Source organism: Oceanobacter sp. 5_MG-2023 (assembly GCF_030548165.1).
Lineage (GTDB): Bacteria > Pseudomonadota > Gammaproteobacteria > Pseudomonadales > Oceanobacteraceae > Oceanobacter.
In genome coordinates this window covers 153,682-174,017 of the sequence record NZ_JAUORS010000005.1, presented here as the reverse complement: position 1 = coordinate 174,017, position 20,336 = coordinate 153,682, and the positions used below count along the sequence as shown (strand labels likewise).

Below are 20,336 nucleotides of genomic sequence, written 5' to 3'. Positions count from 1 at the left end.
GCCTGCAAGTCGGCTTCGTGATTCGAAACCATCCGGTAGCCCAGAGTGAGCACCGGATTAAATAGATGCCCCCTATAGACTTTCTGCTTTATAGCTTGCTGTTCCTGGACGCCAGGAATCACATGTTTGTGACAAAAAATCACGATTACGATGACATTGAGCATTCTTGCCTTTGTTCCCTACACCACAAAAAGTCCCTTGGATGTGCTGTACGGAATACGACAAATAATCAGGTTGGAATATAAAAAACCAATAAAAACAAAGCGTTATATTTAGGCATTGGCATTGCAACGACTTGTTAGCAACCGGCCCACCCGGGTTATCAGAGATTCACCTGCCGCAGGCAGGTCATAATGAAGGAGCTGAGACCATGCAACTGACAGTGCTTGGACAAGACGAAAGCAAAGAGGAAACCGCAGCCACCAGTAGCTGTGCCTCTGGTTCGTGCGGCAGTGATAACGACCAGATGTCGGCGCTGCCGGATTCAATTCGTGACAAGGTCAAGAACCATCCTTGTTATTCCGAAGAAGCGCATCATTATTTTGCTCGTATGCACGTAGCGGTCGCCCCCGCTTGCAATATCCAGTGCCATTACTGTAATCGCAAGTACGACTGCTCCAACGAATCTCGCCCTGGTGTGGTATCTGAAGTATTAACGCCAGAAGAAGCGGTGATGAAAACCAAAGCCGTTGCGGCCAATATCCCGCAAATGACGGTACTGGGGATTGCCGGCCCGGGCGACCCGTTGGCCAACCCCGAACGCACGTTCGAAACCTTCCGTATGCTGAGTGAGCAAGCGCCGGATATCAAGCTCTGTGTATCGACCAATGGCTTGTCTTTACCAGACTCAGTGGAAGAGCTGGCCAAGCACAACATTGATCACGTCACCATCACCATCAACTGTGTCGATCCGGCGGTGGGGGCCAAAATCTATCCCTGGATTTACTGGAATAACAAACGTATCTACGGTGAAAAAGCCGCCAAGATCCTTATTGCCCAACAGCAAAAAGGCCTCGAGATGCTGGTTGAACGCGGCATTCTGGTGAAAGTCAATTCGGTGATGATTCCTGGGGTGAATGATGAGCACCTGAAAGAAGTCTCGCGCATCGTCAAATCCAAAGGCGCTTTCCTGCACAACGTGATGCCGCTGATCTCTGAAGCAGAACACGGCACCTTCTTCGGCATTATGGGGCAGCGCGGGCCTGAGCCGGAAGAGCTGCAAGATCTGCAGGATGCCTGCTCCGGTGATATGAACATGATGCGTCACTGCCGTCAGTGCCGTGCCGATGCCGTTGGCCTGTTGGGTGAAGATCGGGGCGAAGAATTCACCCTCGATAAAATTGCTGCCATGGATATCGATTACAACGCCGCCATGAAAACCCGTGCCGTGGTACACGCCGGTATTCTCGAAGAACTGGACGAAAAAGAAGCCAAGCGCAGCCGTCTGGCCGCGGTTTCTGTGCCGACTGTGGAAAATACCATCGCCAGCGATCTGCGCCCGGCACTGATGGCAGTTGCCACCAGTGGCGGCGGTCTGATCAACCAGCACTTTGGTCATGCGACCGAATTCCTGATCTACGAAGCCTCTCCAAAAGGCGTGCGTTTTATCAGTCATCGCAAGGTCGACCAGTTCTGTGTGGGTGACGACAGCTGTGGCGAAAAGGAAAGTGCCCTGGCCGGATCGATTCGTGCCCTGAGTGGTTGCGAAGCCGTGCTGTGCTCAAAGATTGGCTACGAGCCATGGTCGTTATTGGAAGAGGCCGGCATTGTGCCTAACGGCGAACACGCGATGGAACCCATCGAGGAAGCCGTGATGGAGGTTTATCAGGAAATGGCTGCCAGCGGCGTGCTTGATGAAGCGGCCGCAGAGACATCTTCCGCACAACGGGCTTCTGTCTGAGTCATCACCAGGCCGGGCATAACCCGGCCATTCACTGCACCTTCGGAGGTTAGCATGGCGTTATCTATTGTTGATTCTTGCGTGAACTGCTGGGCCTGTTACGACGTATGCCCGAGCGAAGCTATTTATGACAGCAAACCGCATTTCAAAATCAATGCGCGCAAATGTACAGAGTGTGAAGGGGATTATGCCCAGCCTCAATGCGCCAGTATTTGTCCGATTGAAGAGGCAATTCTGGATGCGTCTGGTGTGGCAATCAATCCACCGGGTTCCCTGACCGGTATTCCACCAGAAAAAATGGCTGAAGCCTTACAAGAAATCCAGGCTCGCTAACGCTGGTTAGTCATCGTTGCAAGAACCGTTTTTTATGGTCGAAACAGGAGGTTTTATCGTGCTGCATTTTTATGAAAAACCCGGTTGTATCAACAACACCCGACAGAAAAAAATTCTACGTGAAGCGGGTGTTGATGTGATCGAACATAACCTGCTCGATACGCCATGGCAGGCACAGCAGTTACGACGGTTTTTTGGCTCCTTGCCGGTCAACAAATGGTTCAACCGTTCGGCTCCGGCAGTCAAGGCTGGCCATATTGATCCTGACAACTGCACTCCGGAACAAGCGATGGTTGCCATGATTGCTGAACCCTTGCTGATTCGCCGGCCGCTCATTCAGCTTGAGGGCTGGTATCACTGCGGCTTCGATTGGCCGCGTCTGCAGCAGCAACTGGGCCTGAGCACCCGTAGCCGGGAAGAACTGGATGTACCGGACGATATAGAAGGCTGTGCCAGCAAGCATACCCAGGGCAATGGTTGCCCAACACCGCTGGCAGGAGAAACGGTATGACTTTGGCTGTAACGGTAAAACCCACACTCTGGCGCCAGATTATGACCCAGCTATTACCCGCATCGACCAGCGAACGCGAATCCTTGCGTACCAACACCAGCCGTTGGTTGGGGCAGATACTGCGCAGCCAGCGGCAGGGACGGACGTGCCTGCCGTATTACCTGGGGCTGAAACCGGTTGATTATCGCTGGTTCTTGCACCGCTATCTGTATGGCCAGAATCGTTATCAGAGTTTGCCCTTTCCGCAGCAGCAAGACCGTGACAATCAACGTCATGGTGCCGACCTGCGTCAGCAACTGCTGGAAATGCGTGAAGATGAGTGGCTGGAAATCCGGCAGTTATTACTACAACACCGGGCTGGCAAGGATGATAGCGAGTTGTTGATGGCCGATATCGTTGCGGCCGGTTGCCTGGGCAAAGAGCATCTCTGGCGTGACCTCGGTTTGCTTAACCGCGGTGAACTCAGTGCCTTGCTGTCGCAGAATTTTCCTGCGCTGGTGGCCGCCAACGATCGCGACATGAAATGGAAACGCTTTTTTTACAAACAGCTGTGTGAAGCCGGTGGCGGTTATGTCTGTCGTGCTCCCAGCTGTGATGACTGTACGGCTTATGCTGAGTGCTTTGGCCCTGAAGACTGATTGCAAGTGCTGCAAGTACTGCAAATGACCCGTTAACAACCCACTTTTCTGGAAGAGGATCTCACCATGACCCAATGGCAAACCCTGTCTGTAACTGAAGCAGAAGCCATGCTGTATGACAGCCCTATGTTGCTGCTTGATATGCGTGATTTCCGTTCTTATCTGTCCGGGCATCATCCCGCGGCATTGCATCTGAACGACACCAATCTGCGCGCCTTGCTACGACATACCGCGCGTTCGGTCCCGGTGTTGATCTACTGCTATCACGGCCATGCCAGTCAGGATATGGCCCAGTTGTTCAGTGATTTTGGCTTTACCAGCTGTTATAGCCTGGATGGCGGTTACGAAGCCTGGTACCCGAGCATCAGCCGTCCGCTGGATGCCTTGAGTCATCCGCTGCGTGGCTGGCTGGTCGAGCACGGCTTTGATCCTTACAACCTGGATCAGCGGGGTGACAATCAGGACACCGCCCTGATGCAGGCCTGCCGTGATGGCAATCTGGATATTGCCCGTGAGTTGGTGATGGCAGGGGCCGGGATTGATCTGGTCAACAAGGATGGCAATAACGCCCTCTGGATGGCCTGTCTCAGTGAAAACAGCCGTATCGTGCAATTACTGCTCGATAACGATATCGATATGGATCAGCAAAATGATCATGGTGCGACGGCACTGATCTATGCCGCATCCATTGGTCATGACGCGCTGGTGGCACAACTGCTGGAAGCCGGTGCCGACGCCTCCCCAACCACGAAAGATGATTTCTCGGTGCTTGACGTCGCTGCCAGAGCCAGCACCTTACGCTTGTTGCAACATCACATTCTGCCGGATACCCATCCGGTTCATCGCTTTGTCGCCTGAGGAAAACACCATGAGCACGACCGATATTATCCAGACCATCAATAAGCAAATCAGCAGCAATCCGGTTCTGATTTATATGAAAGGCACCCCGGAAGCACCGGAGTGCGGTTTTTCTGCCGCAGCAATCAAGTCACTGCAGGTAACCGGTGTTGATTTTTCCTACGTCAATATTCTGCAAGCTCCATCAATCCGGGAACGTTTGCCAATGGTTTCCAATTGGCCAACCTTTCCGCAGTTGTTCGTGAACGGAGAACTGGTCGGTGGCAGTGATATTGTCTGCAGCATGGCGGCGGATGGCTCGCTGAAAACACTGCTGCAAGAAGCCACTGCCAGCGCTGAATAACAGGACGACGTTATGGAAACCAGCGAAGTGCATCAGCGTATCCAGCAAGCACTGGACGACTCGGCAGCCAAGATCGAGATCCATGGTGCCGACTGCAATTTTACCGCCCGGGTTATCAGTAATGTCTTTGAGGGATTGCGACCGGTGCAGCGGCAGCAACGTATCCTAGCCGCTTTCAGTGAGCCATTGGCCAGTGGTGAATTACACGCCCTGACCGTGGAAGCCTTTACGGCAGCGGAATGGCAAGCCAAAGCCCAGGGTGGCCTGACTCAATTGATGTAATCGGAACCGGGTCTGACAACCGCAGACCTGGCAAGACACCTGCTCAGACTGCCCTGGTGGCCAGCGAGGAAAGGTGCCCAATAATGAGATGGAGATTAGCGATGAGTGAACTACCGCCTATCAGCCGTGAAGCGGCGCTTCGAATAGCCATGGCTGCCCGTATTTTGCCGGATACCAGTGTGGGCCAATTACTGGATATTCTGACTCGCCGGATCGAGGGTGAGTTATCGGAAGAATCCCTGGCGACCATTACGGTTACGGATTTGAAAACCGGCTTCGGCAGTGCCGACGGTGAAGAAGATGGTGAAGACATCAGCCTTGGCTTACCCGCCATCAAGGAAGCTGTGCGGATTCTCTGGGGTGAAAGCGAAGCAGAAGATCTGCCACAAGCAGTCGCCGATGCGGAGGCTCTGCCCAATTCCATTCGTGTGGCGGTGGCTTCCAACAGTGGGGAGTTACTGAATGGCCATTTTGGTTCTTGTTTGCGATTTCTGGTGTATGAACTGAGTGCCGAGAAGTACCAACTGGTTGATGTTCGCTCGGCACTGGAAGCTGATCTGTCAGATGATCGTAATGCGTTCCGTGCCCGCCTGATTAATGATTGTCAGGTCGCCTATGTGCAATCCATTGGCGGTCCGGCGGCGGCCAAGGTGGTTCGTGCCGGTGTGTACCCGATCAAGCAAAAAGACGTCTGTGAAGCCAGCGAAGTCCTGTCGCGCTTGCAAGGCGTGATGGAAAACTCACCACCACCCTGGTTGGCCAAGATTCTGGGTGTGGCTGCCGAAGACCGGGTGCGGTTTGCCAAAGAAGCCTGAGTTGTACACCTGCTCTGGACATCAGCGACTTCCGGTCGCTGGTGTTTTTTTGTTTGCGGATACTGTTGCTTGTGTCCGATGGGGCAAGCCCAGCACAGATCTCGTGTCTGCTTTGTCGGATAGCGTCGGTAATGTTGTGTTGTAAATCCGACATTATCGCTCTGATGTGTTTTTAGTCCCTTGTAACATTTTGATATTAAAAGATTTTTTGTTAATGGCTGGAGAATTTTGACGGCAAGATTCTTGAAAGCAAAGAGCAGGCATTCATCACTATTAACAGGAAATTACCATATGCTGCTTACTACCTATAAAGAAACCGGGCGTCTGTTCTATTCCAACTTTCTGGAATCCACCCAAGAATCCGGTATGCAGGCCTATCGTGGCGATCTGGTGATTGTGGCCGGAGAAGTGGGCGACGATAAAGGCCATACCTTGCCACCTAAAGAACTGATGCGGGAAGCCGTTATTCTGGCGGATGACAAGATCCATATGTTGGTGGGAGCACTCGATAAAATGTCATCGATCACTGGCCTGGTCGATTATTACAAAGATGATTTTGCGGATGATATGAAAGCGGTCTTGTTTGTTGTGAACCTGACCAGTCCGGCCCAGGTCGATATCAATGGTATCAACTTCGTCCTGATTCCTATGGTGCAGGGGGTACCATGGAACGAATTGATGGAAGAACTGGCGCTGGAAAAAAGCGATTTCAAAGGTCAGAAACCTGCCGCCAAGCTGGAAACCATGTACTCCGAGCTGAAAGGCTACAAACCCAAACGCTACCCGCTGGTGTCGTTGGACGATGTAATGGCAATGACCAATACAGCAGTTCGTGAGATACACGGCGCGCTGTAATGTCTGTTTGATCGACCGGCGCATGATGGTTTCATGCGCCGGTCGAGCGTCTGGCTGCCTGATTGCCCAGGCAGCTTTCCTGCCTTAACGCCGCTTCTCTTCTTTTTTCTTTTTCTTCTTGCCGCTTGTTGATGTGGATGTCGCCGCGGTTGCTGTTGGTTGTTCTCCAATCGGTGTCAGTTTCCAGATTTCCTCGTTGTACTGACTGATGGTGCGATCAGTGGAAAACATGCCACTGCGAGCCGCGTTGATAATGCTCATGTCGGTCCAGTGCTCGACGTTACGGAAGGCATTGGCGGCATGTTGCTGGGCATCGACAAAGCTGCGGAAGTCGGCCAGTGTCACCCAAGGGTCATTGGCGGATTTCATGCCATTGATCAGGTCGTCGAACAGCCCTGGCTCAAAGTGATTGAAGTGACCGGATTCCAGCAACTCGAAGACAGTTTGCAGATCAGGGTCCTGATCGATATAGGTCTGTGGATGATAGTGGTGGCGCAGTTCGGCAACCTCGCTGGTCTTCAGGCCAAAGAGGAAGAAGTTGTCTTCACCGGCGGCCTCCAGAATCTCAACATTGGCTCCATCCAGAGTACCAATGGTGACAGCACCGTTCATCATGAACTTCATATTGCCGGTGCCCGATGCTTCCTTGCCTGCGGTGGAAATCTGTTCCGACAGGTCGGTGCCCGGTGCGATGATTTCCATCACCGATACCCGGTAGTTGGGGATAAAGGCCAGTTTCAGCTTGTCGCCGATTTCCGGGTCGTTGTTGATAATTTCGGCAACGTTGTTGATCAGCTTGATAATGGTCTTGGCCATAAAGTAGCCCGGTGCCGCTTTACCTCCGATCAGTACACAACGATTGGTCCAGTTGTGGGTATCGCCGCGCTTGATACGGGCATACAGATGGATCACATGTAATACGTTGAGCAGTTGGCGCTTGTACTCGTGAATCCGCTTGACCTGCACATCGAACATGGCATCCGGGTTGAACACCACGCCGGTATCCTGTTGTACCAGCTGTGCCAGACGTTTTTTGTTATCACGTTTGACGTCCCGCCAGGACTGACGGAAAGCCCGATCGTCAATATATTGCTCAATGGCGGCCAGTTCGTCGAGATGGGTGATCCAGTTGTCGCCAATGGTTTCTCCCAGCAGTTGGCGCAAGCCGGGGTTGGAGCTGGCAATCCAGCGCCGTTGGGTCACGCCATTGGTTTTGTTGTTGAATTTCTCTGGCCAGAGCTGGTAGAAATCGTTGAACAGTCCATCTTTTAATAACTGGGAATGCAGGGCGGCTACGCCATTGACGGAAAAACTGCCAACAATGGCGAGGTAGGCCATCCGCACGTTGTCGTGTTCATCAATCAGGGACATCTGCCGTAAACGGTTGTTGTCACCAGGCCATTTCATCGCTACCTGCTTCAGGAAGCGGGTGTTGATTTCATAAATAATATCGAGCAGGCGCGGCAGCAGTTTCTGGAACAGTGATACCTGCCAGCGTTCCAGGGCTTCTGGCAGCAAGGTGTGGTTGGTATAGGCCATACAGCGGCTGGTGATGGCCCAGGCCTTGTCCCAGTCGAATTCCATATCATCGAGCAGAATACGCATCAGCTCTGCGACCGCCAGGCTGGGGTGGGTATCGTTCAGCTGGAAAACATTATGGTCGTCGAAATCGTCCATATTGTGGCCGTGTTGTTCGATCCACTGGCTGACCACATCCTGCAGTGATGCCGAGACAAGGAAGTACTGCTGCTTCAGGCGCAGCTCCTTGCCGTTTTCGCTGGTGTCATTGGGGTACAACACCATGGTGATGTTTTCTGCTTCGGCTTTGGAAGATACGGCTTCGAAATAAGACCCCCGGTTGAATTCAGAAAAATCAAAGATTTCGGTGGCCTGGGCAGACCACAGGCGCAAGGTGTTGACAATGCCATTCTTGTAGCCCGGAATGGGGACGTCATACGGCACGGCCAGTACTTCTTCGGTATCTTCCCAGCGCACTTCCAGGCGATTGGTCTGGTGGTCGCGGTAAGGGCGCGAGACGCCACCAAAGCGGACCACGCGGGTATATTCCCGCCGCGGGAACTCCCAGGGGTAGTTGTCGTAACCGAGCCAATGGTCAGGGGCTTCGATCTGATGGCCATTCTGGATCAGCTGTTTGAACATGCCGTATTCATAACGCAGGCCGTAGCCCATCACCGGCAGGCTCAAGGTAGCGCAGGAGTCCATGAAGCAGGCGGCCAGACGGCCCAGGCCCCCGTTACCAAGACCGGCATCGGCTTCGGCATCTTCAACGTGTTCCAACAACAGGCCCAGTTTGTACAGGGCCTGATCAACCTTGTTCTCAATGCCGAGGTTGAGCATGTTGTTGCTTAAAGAGCGGCCGATCAAAAACTCCATCGACAGGTAATAGGCTTTTTTGCTTTTTTCCTGATGGTAGCCGGCCCAGGTTTGCTTCCACAGTTTCATCAGGCGATCGCGCACGGCGTAGGCCAGCGCCTTGTAGTGGTAATCCGGCTCCGAGGCCAGGTTGCGCCCCAGTGTGTTGTAGAGGTAGTCAACAAAGTCTTCTTCGATGTCGGTCACGTTCATGCCGACCTTCTTGAGCAAGTCTTCTATTAACTGGCGCTGTTCTTGCGGAGACAGGGCATTCGGGGTTGTCGCGGGAATGTGTGCCGACATAATAAAGCTCTCCTGCTGAATTACTGAATCAGGTTCAGATAGTGTTGGGCGCTGTTCTGCCAGCCAAAATGCTGTTGCATGCCTTGTTTTTGCAGCTTTTGCCAAGTCCGTTTTTTGCCAAACAGGTGCAGGGCATGCTGTAGGGTTGATTTCAGGGCATGCAGGCTGGGGTCGTAAAAAACAAAGCCGGTGGCGGTGCCGTCATCGAGGTGTTCCTTGGTGGCATTCACCACGGTATCGGCGAGGCCGCCGGTGCTGTGCACGATAGGTGGAGTACCGTACATCAGGCTGTAAATCTGGTTGAGGCCACACGGCTCAAAACGGGAGGGCATCAGGAACATATCGGACCCGGCTTCGACTAGGTGAGCCAGTGCTTCTGAATAGCCCAGATAAACCAGCACCCGGCGCGGATAATTGATGGCCAGTCGCTGCAGGGCTTCGTGGTGCTGGCGATCACCGCTGCCCAGTACCAGAAAGATGGCATTGTGCTGCTCAAGCATTTGTGGAATCAGATCCAGTACCAGATCCACGCCTTTCTGCCAGACCAGACGGCCGACCATTCCAATCACCGGGACCTTGAGATCGATTTCGGATTCATGCCAGCCAAAATGGTTAAGCAAGGCCTTCTTGTTATCGGCCTTGGCCGCTACCCGGCCTTTTTTGGCGCTGTAGGTACGGCTGATCAGACGGTCGGTCTCAGGGTTCCAGACATCCTCGTCAATGCCGTTAATAATGCCAACCAAACGGCCTTCGCGCTGTTTGCGGGCCATCACACCTTCCAGCCCGTAAGCAAATTCCGGCAGAGTGATTTCCTGGGCGTAGGTGGGGCTGACGGTAGTGACCCAGTCAGCCATCTCGATACCGGCTTTGAGCATCGACATCTGGCCATGGAATTCGATACCACCTTCGGCGTTCCACCAGTGCCAGGGCAGGTTGAGATAATTAAACAGGCTGTTGGGGAAATTGCCCTGATAAGCCATGTTGTGGATGGTAAAAATAGTGGCCGGAGGCTGGCTTTCTTCGGCGAGGTAAGCCGGTACCAGGCCGGTTTGCCAGTCGTTGGCCTGAACCAGGTCGGCGCGCCAGCCGATGCCGTGTTTGTCCATGGCCAGCTCGGCAACAATGCGGGAGAACACCCCGAAACGTTCGCCATTGTCCCACCAGTCCCGGCCATCATCGGCCAGGTAAGGATTCCCTGGACGGTCGAACAGTTCAGGAATATCGACAATCCATAGCGGAACATCGATGCCTTTGCAGCAGGCCTCTTTGATGATCACGGAGTGACTGTAAAAACTGGTGTGAATCTGGAACGCGGCAATTTTGCGAACCTGGGTCAGTTTTTCCCATACCGCGAGGTAACCCGGCAGTACAACACGTACCTGGTTGTCGAGACGGGAGTAAGCATTCGGCAAACCTCCCGATACATCCGCCAGACCGCCGGTCTTGATCACCGGATGAATTTCAGAGGTGGCAAACAATATATTCATGAAGGATGAGGACCCTTGTAATCCTGGTATGTCAGTACCACTGCGCCAAGTGGTGGTAATGTCACCAGCGCGGAACAGGGTTGACCCATAAGCGGTTGCTCTTGTGTATAAACGATGCCCTGATTACCGGCATTACTGCCGCCGTACAGTCCGGCATCGGTATTCAGGGTTTCTTGCCAGCTGCCGGCGTGCGGCATGCCAACCGGATAATGCTGGCGTGGTAGCGGTAAAAAGTTGAACAGACAGACCATGCATTCGTGGTCGCCTTTGCGGATAAAACTCAGCAGTGAGTGCTGGGAATCATTGCAGTCGATCCATTCGAATCCCTGTTGTTCAAACTCGTACTGATGCAACGCCGGTGCCTGGCGGTACAGGTGGTTGAGGTCACACACCAGCTGCTGGATCCCTTGATGATCCGGGTAGTTGAGCAGATGCCAATCGAGGGAAACGGCTTCGTTCCATTCAGTCCACTGGCCCAGTTCGCCCCCCATAAACAGCAGTTTTTTGCCGGGGTTCAGCCATTGCCAGGCCAGTAATAGCCGCAGGTTGGCCATTTTCTGCCAGTTATCCCCAGGCATTTTACCTGCCAGTGAATTTTTCAGATGCACTACTTCATCGTGGGACAACGGCAAGACGAAGTTTTCTGTGTAGGCGTACATCTGGCTAAACGTCAGCTGGTTATGGTGATGGCTGCGGTAAATAGGGTCTTGTTTGAAATAGCTCAGCGTGTCGTTCATCCAGCCCATATTCCACTTCATGGAGAAGCCCAGCCCACCCATCCAGGTCGGGCGCGAAACCATCGGCCAGGAGGTGGACTCTTCTGCCATCATCAGGGCTCCGGGGCATTGGGCGTGTACTTCGTGGTTGAGGGTCTTGATGAATTCAATCGCTTCCAGATTTTCGTTGCCGCCATAGCGATTGGGTAACCATTGGCCTTCTTCCCGGGCGTAGTCAAGGCACAGCATGGAGGCCACGGCATCAACCCGCAGGCCATCGAGGTGGAACTCCTGCAACCAGTAAAGGGCATTGGCAATGAGGAAATTACGTACCTCGTTACGGCCGTAGTTAAAAATATAGGTGCCCCATTCCAGATGCTCACCCTGACGCGGATCAGCGTGTTCGTACAGCGCGGTGCCATCGAAGCGGGCGAGAGCAAAGTCATCCCGTGGGAAGTGGGCTGGTACCCAGTCGAGGAAGACACCTATCTGGTGTTGGTGCAACAGGTCGATCAGAAAGCGCAGATCATCGGGATGACCAAAGCGACTGGTCGGAGCGTAATACCCGGAGGTCTGATAGCCCCAGGACTGGTCGAGAGGGTGTTCGGCAATGGGCAGTAGCTCAACATGGGTAAAGCCCGTGTGTTGCAAATAGCCCACCAGCCGCTGGGCCAGTTCACGGTAATTGAGAAAGTGGCCCTGATTATCCCGCGCCCAGGAACCAAGGTGCAGCTCATAAATACTGATGGGCTGGTGTTGCCAGTCGGCCGCAGCCCGCTGCGTCAGCCATTGCTTGTCTTGCCAGGCATATTGACTGCGACAAACGACGGAAGCGGTTTCCGGGCGCAGTTCCATCTGCCGGGCGTAAGGATCGGTCTTGATGCGCAGGGTATTGGTATGGCCACTGAGAATTTCAAATTTATAGAGATCACCGGGGTGCAGGCCGGGGATAAACAGTTCCCAGATGCCGGAACCATCACAAGGGCGCATCGGGTGGCGCAGGCCATGCCAGTTATTAAAGCTGCCAATCACCGAGACCCGTTTGGCTGCGGGTGCCCAAACAGCAAAATACACGCCGTCGATGCCATCAATACAGCGTGGGTGAGCACCTAACAGATTATAGATTTGCCAGTGGCGACCTTCGGCAAACAGATGCAGATCGAGGTCTCCCGCTTGGCGGGAAAAAGACCAGGGAGAAGTGATTTCATGGCGAATGGCGTCGTCTTCTTGCCAGGCAACGCGGTAATGTTCTGGTAGCTGCTGGTATTGGGCCTTATTGAGACGGGCAACAAAACAACCGCTATCCGACAGCGGTTGCAGTGGTTGCTGTTCCAGCCAGGCGTAACGGGCACCGGGCAACCAGACCCGGACAAGCCAGCCCTGGTCATCCTGATGCAAACCCAGAAAACGGAAAGGGTCCGGATGTTCGCCGTTTTCCAGCCATTGCAGGTGTTGTGACACGGCGGTTGTTTCAGTCATGAGGTTTCTGTTTCTCTTGCTCGGCAGGGTAACGTTCACAGCGATCGACCAGGGTGGCAATCCGTTGTGCCAGCGCCTCAGTCAGTTGTTGTGGTTGATAACGCCAGTGCCAATTATCGACGATGGTGCCGGGAGTGTTCATTCTGGACTGGTTATCCAGTCCGAGAAAGTCCTGTAGCGGCATAATGGCCATATAGGCAGGTGATTGAAGCGCGGCATCGATCAGCGGCCAGGGCATCTCACCGACATGGAGGTCGAGCTGCGACAGAATCCAGTGTTTCTGGCCGTCATCCTGTAGGGCTTGCCACCAGCCAAGGGTGGTTTCGTTATCGTGGGTACCCGTATAAACCACCGAATTTTCGACCTGTTCGGTCAGTGCGTGAGGGTTGTCGGGCAAGCCATTAAAACCGAATTGCAGTACCGACATACCGGGCAAACCAAAGGCCTCTTTCAGTGCCACCACTTCCGGGGTAATGATTCCGAGATCTTCGGCGATTACTGGCAGTGGGTCATGGGTGGCTTGTAGTGCCGAGAGCAGAGCGTGTCCGGGGGCTTTAACCCAGTTGCCTGTCATGGCGGTTGGCTCGCTGACGGCAATCTCCCAGCTGGCTTCCAGACCGCGGAAATGATCAATACGCACCAGGTCAAACAGCTCCAGACTCCAGGCCATACGTTGTCGCCACCAATAAAAGCCGTTGGCTTCCATATGAGGCCAGTGGTAATGAGGGTTGCCCCAACGCTGGCCCGTGGCAGAAAAATAATCCGGTGGCACACCAGTGACAACGGTAGGGTTGAGGTTGTCGTCGAGCTTGAATTCGTCCGGATTGCTCCAGACATCGACGCTGTCGTAGGCAACAAAAATCGGCATATCCCCAAACAGTTGGATGCCTCGGGTATTGGCTGCGTGTTTCAGCTGCTGCCAGCACTGGATCAAGGCGAACTGTTGGCTGACAATGGCGTGCAGTTCGTCAGCATAGTGTTGATCCAGATCGGCCAGAGCCTGTGGGTCACGGAATTTGTAGACATCGGGCCACTGGTTCCAGGCGCTGCCGTCATGCAGCTGTTTCAGTAATGTGAAACGGGCGTAAGGTTGCAGCCAGTGTGGTGGATTGGCGATAAATGCCGCCAGCGCCTGAGGGTCGATCTGGTTTTGCCAATGATCCGGCAACAGGGCAGGATTGAGGGCGAAGGCCGAGACACCCTGATAGGGTGACAGGCCGTCCAGAGGTTCCATCAAGGGCAACATTTGCCACACCGTCAAATGAGCGGCTTGCATCCAGTCGAGAAACAACCAGGCCGATTCATCCAGTTTGCCGGATGGCAACGAGGTTGGGTGCAGCAGCACTCCGGCACAGCGTGAGCGTGGATCCGGTTGTATCTTGGGCGCAGTGCTTGCGGTTGTATTAGCCATCATCATCCCTGTTCAGTTGCGAATCATGGTGCCTGAATGGTTGGAGTGACTGCCACCACCAGTCTGTAAGCGGTCAAGGTTGTCGGGTATCGGCTGCTTCAGCAGCTGATACAGTTTTTCCAGGTGGCGCTGATAAAGCAGGGTAAAGTCACGAACCGAGTCGGCCGGGTTGTAGTCACCAAACCACCAGAACCAGTCGGAGCCTTCACAGACCGCCAGCTGGTGGGTGGCAATGGTTTGTTCATCGTCACTGAGTTGCTGGCTGGCAACGACCTGATCAAACACCTGCTTGGCTTCTACCAGCAAGTCCCAGCCGATGTTTTTGTCCTTGTCGCCAATCCAGGTTGAGAAACTGCCATACACCCAGCTGCCAGCCTTGAGCACTGGTAAATCACGCACGCAGGCATTCTGGTCAAGGGCATCGGAGAAGGTTGTCATGGCGATACGCGGATGCTCGGTCAGGGTCTGGTAGAGAGTTTCGAGGAAGGTGTAGCCGTTGTCCGGGTAATATTCCCAGGGGTTTTCGCCATCCAGAATCACCGCAACCACATGCTGGTCGACCTGGTCACCAAGGTGGTTGGCGATGTTGTCGAGATTGTGGGCAAAGTTGTTGGCGGCGTCTTGCGGGTCCCAGCTTTTGTATTCAAAACCAATCAGGTCCGACATGCCGTCATCGCGGAAAAACAATGCACATTGTTGATCGTTGTGGCGCATCGGTTGATAGAGTGCCCGTTTGGAGGAGATATCGTGGATATCCAGCTGGGAGGCTTCACAGGAATGCCGCCAGACGCCTTCACCGGAAGCGGTCCAGCGAATATCAAATTCATCGAGCAAGCCGACCGCGGCACTGGATACCGCCCCTTCGGACAACCAGACCCCGGAGGGTGCGCGCCCAAAGAAATGCCGGAATTGCTCAATACCGTGCTGCATATGCCAGCGGGCACGCTCATAACCGCCGGGATAACCCGGATGCTCTGGCAAGGCGGCGTCCGGCATGGCATCACGGGTGGTATTAAAATCAATCAGCAGCGGCACAATCGGATGGCCGTATGGCGTCATGGATATTTCAATCTGGCCGCTATCCTGTAACTGGCGGTAACGGGGCACAATGTCTTCAAGGATGTCCGCCATGATGGACACCAGAGTGCGCTGGTCGTCGTGATTAAAGTGCTCTTCTGCCAGGCCCTTGTTGATCAGTTGTCCAACCCGTTCATCTCGCAGGCGCAGGGAATGTCCCATCCAGGCAAGGTGATACCAGACCAGCAGGTCGGTAAAAAAATCACGATTGAAATACGACAGGCTGTGCGCATCGTCGATCGTGGTGATCTGATCACCCTGGGCCATATCCAGCAGTTTGCGGAACGGTGGAAAGCGATCAATCATGGTTGGGGCAAAGGCCTTGCTGCACGATTGCAGAATATCCAGCCGGGCCGCGAGGTCATCGGTGACAGGGCTGGCGCCAGCGACCAGGTTCAGCAGCAGGTCGCCGGTGGGTTGGGCATCGGCCAGCCATTGGCGCATCTGGATGGCATAGTCATCCAGCTGTTCCAGTAACACCGGGGCGAAGTTGACGACTACGCGGGCCGCCGGATTGTTTTCCAGATGGGCAGCCATATCGGAATAATCCTTGATGGCATGCAGGTAAACCCACGGCAGGCGATACTGGCCATCAAGCCCGTCACGATAGTGAGGCTGATGCATGTGCCAGCAAATAACCAGTTTGATCTTGTTTGGCTGCATATGAACGGTCCGTTATGGAAACAGGTTCCAGGGTGTTGTCGGTATGGGGCTGTCGTGAGGCTTTGGCCGTCAGTTTATCTACCGGATCAGCGGGTCATATGGATGCTTTGCCCCAACATATCGGGCGTGACCAGCACGATGCCGGATTCATCGACGTAAAAGCGCTGACGGTCGGCTTCGGGATCTTCACCAATAATGGTGCCTTCCGGTATTTCGCAATCCTTGTCAATCACCGCATTCTGGATGCGACAATAACGATGTACATTGACGTTTGGCAGCATGACGGTGTCTTTGACATGACAGTAGCTGTGAATCCGGCAGTCACTGGAAATGATCGAGCGCTTGATTCTGCCACCGGAAATAATGCAACCACCAGCGACCAGCGAGTCGATGGCCTCACCCCGGCGACCTTCGTCATCGAAGGTGAATTTGGCGGGAGGTAATTGTGGCTGATACGTCCAGACTGGCCAGTCGCGGTTATAGAGGTTCAGCTCCGGGGTGATGCTGCAGAGATCGATATTGGCCTTCCAGAACGCCTGCAAAGTGCCAACATCCCGCCAGTAAGCCGGTTTACCGCTGGCTTCATCCGTAAATGGGAAGGCCTGGACATTATGCCGTGATATTACGCCGGGAATAATGTCCTTGCCGAAATCGCGGGAGGAATCCGGGTTGTCGTTATCGTCAATCAGGGTGCGGTAAAGAAAATCACTGGAGAAGACATAAATGCCCATGGAGGCCAGCGCTGATTCTGGTTTGCCGGGAATACATTCCGGGTTGGCGGGCTTTTCGCTGAAACGGGTGACTTTCATGTTTTCGTCGATCGACATCACCCCGAAGTCGGAGGCTTCTTCAAGGGGAACTTCGACACAACCGACCGTGACATCGGCACCGGATTGCTGGTGGGCGGCCAACATGCGGGTGTAGTCCATGGAATAAATATGGTCACCACCAAGTATCAGCACATAGTTGGGGGTGTGATGGCGCAGGATGTCGAGATTCTGATAAATGGCATCGGCGGTACCTTTGTACCAGCCTTTATCGATACGTTGCTGGGCGGGCATCAGTTCAACAAACTCACCCACTTCATAACGCATGAAAGACCAGGCCCGCTGGACGTGACGAATCAGCGAGTGGGATTTGTACTGGGTAACCACACTGATTTTGCGAATACCTGAGTTAACACAGTTCGACAATACAAAATCGATAATGCGGTATTTGCCACCAAAAGGAACCGCCGGTTTGGCCCGCCAGCGAGTGAGCTGTTTTAATCGGCTGCCTTCACCACCGGCCAGAACCAGGGCCAGGGTTTTACGAGAGAGGTCGGTTGTTAATGGTGCATCATCGTAGCTCTTGAGCATATGGTTATCCTTTTGCCGAGGTGCTGGCACCGGCCGGTAAGGCGTCCGGGCCTTGATTCCTTGTCCCTGAGCCCTGATGGAAGACAGGTGCTCCAAGGGATGTCGGGTTACTTACAATGATCGCGCAAAGAGGCTGGTTTGATGAGCTGGACATCCGCTGCCAGCGTTTGCCTTGTTATTAGCATCCGCTTTCCTGATGACCGCTTCAAGTGTTTGCTTATGTAGTTATACCTGTCAACGGCAAGGCTCCAAGCTGTTTTTGAACAGGATTACCCACTATGTCAAGGTATAGTCTTTTTGTATGACAAAACAAGGCAAGTTGGATAAGGCAAGAGGGGCGTGCTGAAAGGTCTTATGGTGTGTTATCCAGGGCAGAAGCACGGAAGACTGTATGGGGGAGAAGGCCCGGGGCCGGGTCAGTAATACGACAACAGAGAGGATGGTGAGAACAGAAATGAGGAGTCAATATCAGCCCTCTCACCCACCACGATTAGGCTGAGAGGGCTGAAGCCCATTGGTACGGGTCCAATAAGGGCAACAGGTATCAAGCTATCAACAAGGTATCAAGCCGTCAGTGCTTGTGCTTCGGCCATCAGTTCACTGAAATCGGCTTCAACAATCACCAGGTTCTTTTTGTCGCAGAAGCGACGTTCTTTATCATTGGGTTCGGGCATCAAGACCCAGCCCGCCGGTTCGCCAGCGCTGTACATAATGTCGCTCAACACCATGCGTTCGGTGTCCCGTTGCATCCGCATACCAGCAAACAGGTATTGTTTGCCCTGACGGTATTGTTTGAGGAAACCAGGAATGGCGAAACCTCCCATCAGTTCAGTGATGTAGTCAACATAGTCGGCGTCAGAAGCGATATAACAAGGCTCGGGGACCGGAGTACCCATGGGCTTGAACAGGATCGGCAATTGGCTGTCGACGCTGTCTTGGTCTATTTCGCTGTAGTCACTGCCATCGGACTGGAAAATCCGGAAACGATAGTCGGTGCCAGCGATACGAGAGATACCTACGATCAGGGTATGGGGGCGGCCCTGATAGGCATTCTGCAGCTGGGTGTCGCGATTGATATCAACAATGTAAGGCAGTTCCATATCCGCCAGCCACTGGTGGAAGGGGGACTGGGTCCATTGGCGTTCGCCATACTGGGTGGTCAGAAAGCGCTCGATAAATTTGCGGCCCTTTTTGTTTTCCAGGTTCATCGCCGCACGGGGGAATTCATACATCAGTCGCGGGGCCATGGGTTTACCGCCATTCATTGCCAGTATCAGACTGTCACTGTCGGCAGGAATCGCTTCGCCAGTGGTGGTTTCTACGACACCGTTTAATGTTTCCGCACCCAGGTACGGAATGATCTGCCCTGTACGCAGACCGTTGGTCAGTGTTTGCAGAAGCTCCGAGCTTGCCATGTGGGATTCCTCTCTGTCGTCATATTGGATAAATCGCTTGAGCGTTACCGTGACTGCTTCAATATTCAGGCCAGATTGATGGCGGGCCAGTCTGTTCCGCCAGATCGGCTGTCTGCGCCCTGTGGCCGCTGAATTTCTCTCCTCCCGGCCTTGTTTTTTTGTGTAGCAAAGCAACCGTACGGCTGTTTTTTGGCGTAAAGACGACATTCAGATATAGCTACTTATATAGACTTTTTATCCCCGGATATGGCGATCGATATATGACAATAATCTGACATCAATAGAATCGTCAAAACCCGACAAATTGTTTGTTGGGTGTAGTACATCGTCACTGTTGTTGTCGTGATACATACTGATAATAAATCCTTAACAAAAATAAAAATAACTTAAAAAACAATTACTTATATATTTTATTCGGAATGGCATGAGGTCTGCAGTATTGGACTGGTGAACAGGCAGCACAGGCTTTCGGTAAATGCCGGAAGCGACTGATTTGTTATCAGTAGTGCCAACGAAGCACGGTTGCCTGCCTCCCCGAACCCTTAAGGGTAAAGGTCCTCGCTCGGAAATTTACAGGAGATACAGACTATGGCTATGCGTCAATGCGCCATTTATGGCAAAGGCGGTATCGGTAAGTCCACTACCACTCAGAATCTGGTGGCTGCTCTGGCAGAAGCTGGCAAAAAAGTAATGATTGTTGGCTGCGATCCAAAAGCAGACTCCACTCGTTTGATCCTTCACTCCAAAGCTCAGAACACCATTATGGAAATGGCTGCTGAAGCAGGCACCGTGGAAGATCTGGAACTGGAAGACGTACTGAAAGCCGGCTACGGCGATATCCGTTGCGTTGAATCCGGTGGTCCAGAGCCAGGTGTTGGTTGTGCCGGTCGCGGTGTTATCACGGCCATTAACTTCCTGGAAGAAGAAGGCGCTTACGAAGACGATCTGGATTTCGTTTTCTATGACGTACTGGGTGACGTGGTGTGTGGTGGTTTCGCCATGCCAATTCGTGAAAACAAAGCGCAAGAAATCTACATCGTATGCTCTGGCGAGATGATGGCTATGTATGCAGCCAACAACATCTCCAAAGGCATCGTGAAATATGCCAACTCCGGCGGTGTTCGTCTGGCTGGCCTGATCTGTAACTCTCGTAACACTGACCGTGAAGATGAGCTGATCGAAGCACTGGCTGCCAAAATCGGCACTCAGATGATCCACTTCATCCCACGTGACAACGTAGTACAGCGTGCAGAAATCCGTCGTATGACTGTGATTGAGTACGATCCAACCGCTAAACAAGCGGATGAGTATCGTGCCCTGGCCAACAAAATCATCGACAACAAAAAACTGGTTATTCCACAGCCTGTGACTATGGATGAGCTGGAAGAGTTGTTGATGGAATTCGGCATCATGGAAGAAGAAGACGCTTCTGTCGTCGGTAAAACTGCTGCTGAGCTCGCTGCCGAAGCTTAAGCGGTCGGGCTGAGCTGACTCTCCTGAGTTGGCTGCCCATGCTCGG

17 protein-coding genes are annotated in these 20,336 nt (G+C 53.3%); 10 read left to right on the top strand and 7 right to left on the bottom strand.

Annotated features, from left to right (window positions below; genetic code table 11):
* Positions 1-370: 370 nt before the first annotated feature.
* The 9 genes from nifB (at position 371) to Q4551_RS05405 (ending at position 6,535) form a co-directional block, all read left to right on the top strand.
* Positions 371-1,900, top strand: a complete 1,530-nt coding sequence (gene nifB, locus Q4551_RS05445; protein ID WP_303432291.1) for a nitrogenase cofactor biosynthesis protein NifB — start codon at positions 371-373, stop codon at positions 1,898-1,900.
* A 54-nt stretch (positions 1,901-1,954) separates the two neighbouring features.
* The gene (locus Q4551_RS05440; RefSeq protein WP_303432289.1) at positions 1,955-2,233 is read left to right on the top strand and encodes a 4Fe-4S dicluster domain-containing protein; all 279 of its coding nucleotides are present in this window, start codon (positions 1,955-1,957) and stop codon (positions 2,231-2,233) included.
* A 34-nt stretch (positions 2,234-2,267) separates the two neighbouring features.
* On the top strand, positions 2,268-2,744 hold the full coding sequence (locus tag Q4551_RS05435) for an ArsC/Spx/MgsR family protein (RefSeq protein ID WP_303432288.1): 477 nt from the start codon (positions 2,268-2,270) through the stop codon (positions 2,742-2,744).
* Complete coding sequence (locus Q4551_RS05430; protein WP_303432287.1) at positions 2,741-3,382, top strand: nitrogen fixation protein NifQ; 642 nt, start codon at positions 2,741-2,743, stop codon at positions 3,380-3,382. The genes Q4551_RS05435 and Q4551_RS05430 overlap by 4 nt, the downstream gene beginning before the upstream one ends.
* Before the next feature lie 66 nt (positions 3,383-3,448).
* On the top strand, positions 3,449-4,240 hold the full coding sequence (locus Q4551_RS05425) for an ankyrin repeat domain-containing protein (protein WP_303432286.1): 792 nt from the start codon (positions 3,449-3,451) through the stop codon (positions 4,238-4,240).
* A gap of 10 nt (positions 4,241-4,250) precedes the next feature.
* Complete coding sequence (gene grxD, locus Q4551_RS05420; RefSeq protein WP_303432284.1) at positions 4,251-4,583, top strand: Grx4 family monothiol glutaredoxin; 333 nt, start codon at positions 4,251-4,253, stop codon at positions 4,581-4,583.
* Between the two features lie 12 nt (positions 4,584-4,595).
* Positions 4,596-4,865, top strand: a complete 270-nt coding sequence (locus Q4551_RS05415; RefSeq protein WP_303432282.1) for a BolA family protein — start codon at positions 4,596-4,598, stop codon at positions 4,863-4,865.
* A 101-nt stretch (positions 4,866-4,966) separates the two neighbouring features.
* Positions 4,967-5,680, top strand: coding sequence for a dinitrogenase iron-molybdenum cofactor biosynthesis protein (locus tag Q4551_RS05410; RefSeq protein WP_303432281.1), 714 nt, complete (start codon positions 4,967-4,969; stop codon positions 5,678-5,680).
* A 291-nt stretch (positions 5,681-5,971) separates the two neighbouring features.
* Positions 5,972-6,535, top strand: a complete 564-nt coding sequence (locus Q4551_RS05405; protein WP_303432280.1) for a hypothetical protein — start codon at positions 5,972-5,974, stop codon at positions 6,533-6,535.
* An 84-nt stretch (positions 6,536-6,619) separates the two neighbouring features.
* On the opposite strand, the gene Q4551_RS05400 is transcribed toward Q4551_RS05405, so the two are convergent.
* The 7 genes from Q4551_RS05400 to Q4551_RS05370 form a co-directional block, all read right to left on the bottom strand.
* Positions 6,620-9,211 (bottom strand): glycogen/starch/alpha-glucan phosphorylase, encoded by a 2,592-nt coding sequence (locus tag Q4551_RS05400; protein WP_303432278.1) that lies wholly within the window; start codon positions 9,209-9,211, stop codon positions 6,620-6,622.
* 20 nt (positions 9,212-9,231) lie between these two features.
* Positions 9,232-10,698: a glycogen synthase GlgA gene (gene glgA, locus Q4551_RS05395; RefSeq protein WP_303432277.1), complete on the bottom strand. Its 1,467-nt coding sequence runs from the start codon at positions 10,696-10,698 to the stop codon at positions 9,232-9,234.
* Positions 10,695-12,893 (bottom strand): 1,4-alpha-glucan branching protein GlgB, encoded by a 2,199-nt coding sequence (glgB, locus tag Q4551_RS05390; RefSeq protein ID WP_303432276.1) that lies wholly within the window; start codon positions 12,891-12,893, stop codon positions 10,695-10,697. The genes glgA and glgB overlap by 4 nt, the downstream gene beginning before the upstream one ends.
* Positions 12,886-14,304, bottom strand: a complete 1,419-nt coding sequence (gene malQ, locus Q4551_RS05385) for a 4-alpha-glucanotransferase (RefSeq protein WP_303432274.1) — start codon at positions 14,302-14,304, stop codon at positions 12,886-12,888. Before malQ ends, glgB begins: the two co-directional genes overlap by 8 nt.
* Before the next feature lie 12 nt (positions 14,305-14,316).
* Positions 14,317-16,044 (bottom strand): glycoside hydrolase family 57 protein, encoded by a 1,728-nt coding sequence (locus Q4551_RS05380; RefSeq protein ID WP_303432272.1) that lies wholly within the window; start codon positions 16,042-16,044, stop codon positions 14,317-14,319.
* Between the two features lie 86 nt (positions 16,045-16,130).
* Positions 16,131-17,402 (bottom strand): glucose-1-phosphate adenylyltransferase, encoded by a 1,272-nt coding sequence (glgC, locus tag Q4551_RS05375; protein WP_303432271.1) that lies wholly within the window; start codon positions 17,400-17,402, stop codon positions 16,131-16,133.
* Positions 17,403-17,965: 563 nt separating this feature from the next.
* Positions 17,966-18,817 (bottom strand): SIR2 family protein, encoded by an 852-nt coding sequence (locus Q4551_RS05370; protein WP_303432269.1) that lies wholly within the window; start codon positions 18,815-18,817, stop codon positions 17,966-17,968.
* A gap of 588 nt (positions 18,818-19,405) precedes the next feature.
* Here Q4551_RS05370 and nifH point away from each other — a divergent pair.
* A complete protein-coding gene (gene nifH, locus Q4551_RS05365) occupies positions 19,406-20,290 on the top strand; it encodes a nitrogenase iron protein (protein ID WP_303432267.1) in 885 nt (294 codons plus the stop codon).
* The last annotated feature ends 46 nt before the right edge of the window (positions 20,291-20,336 follow it).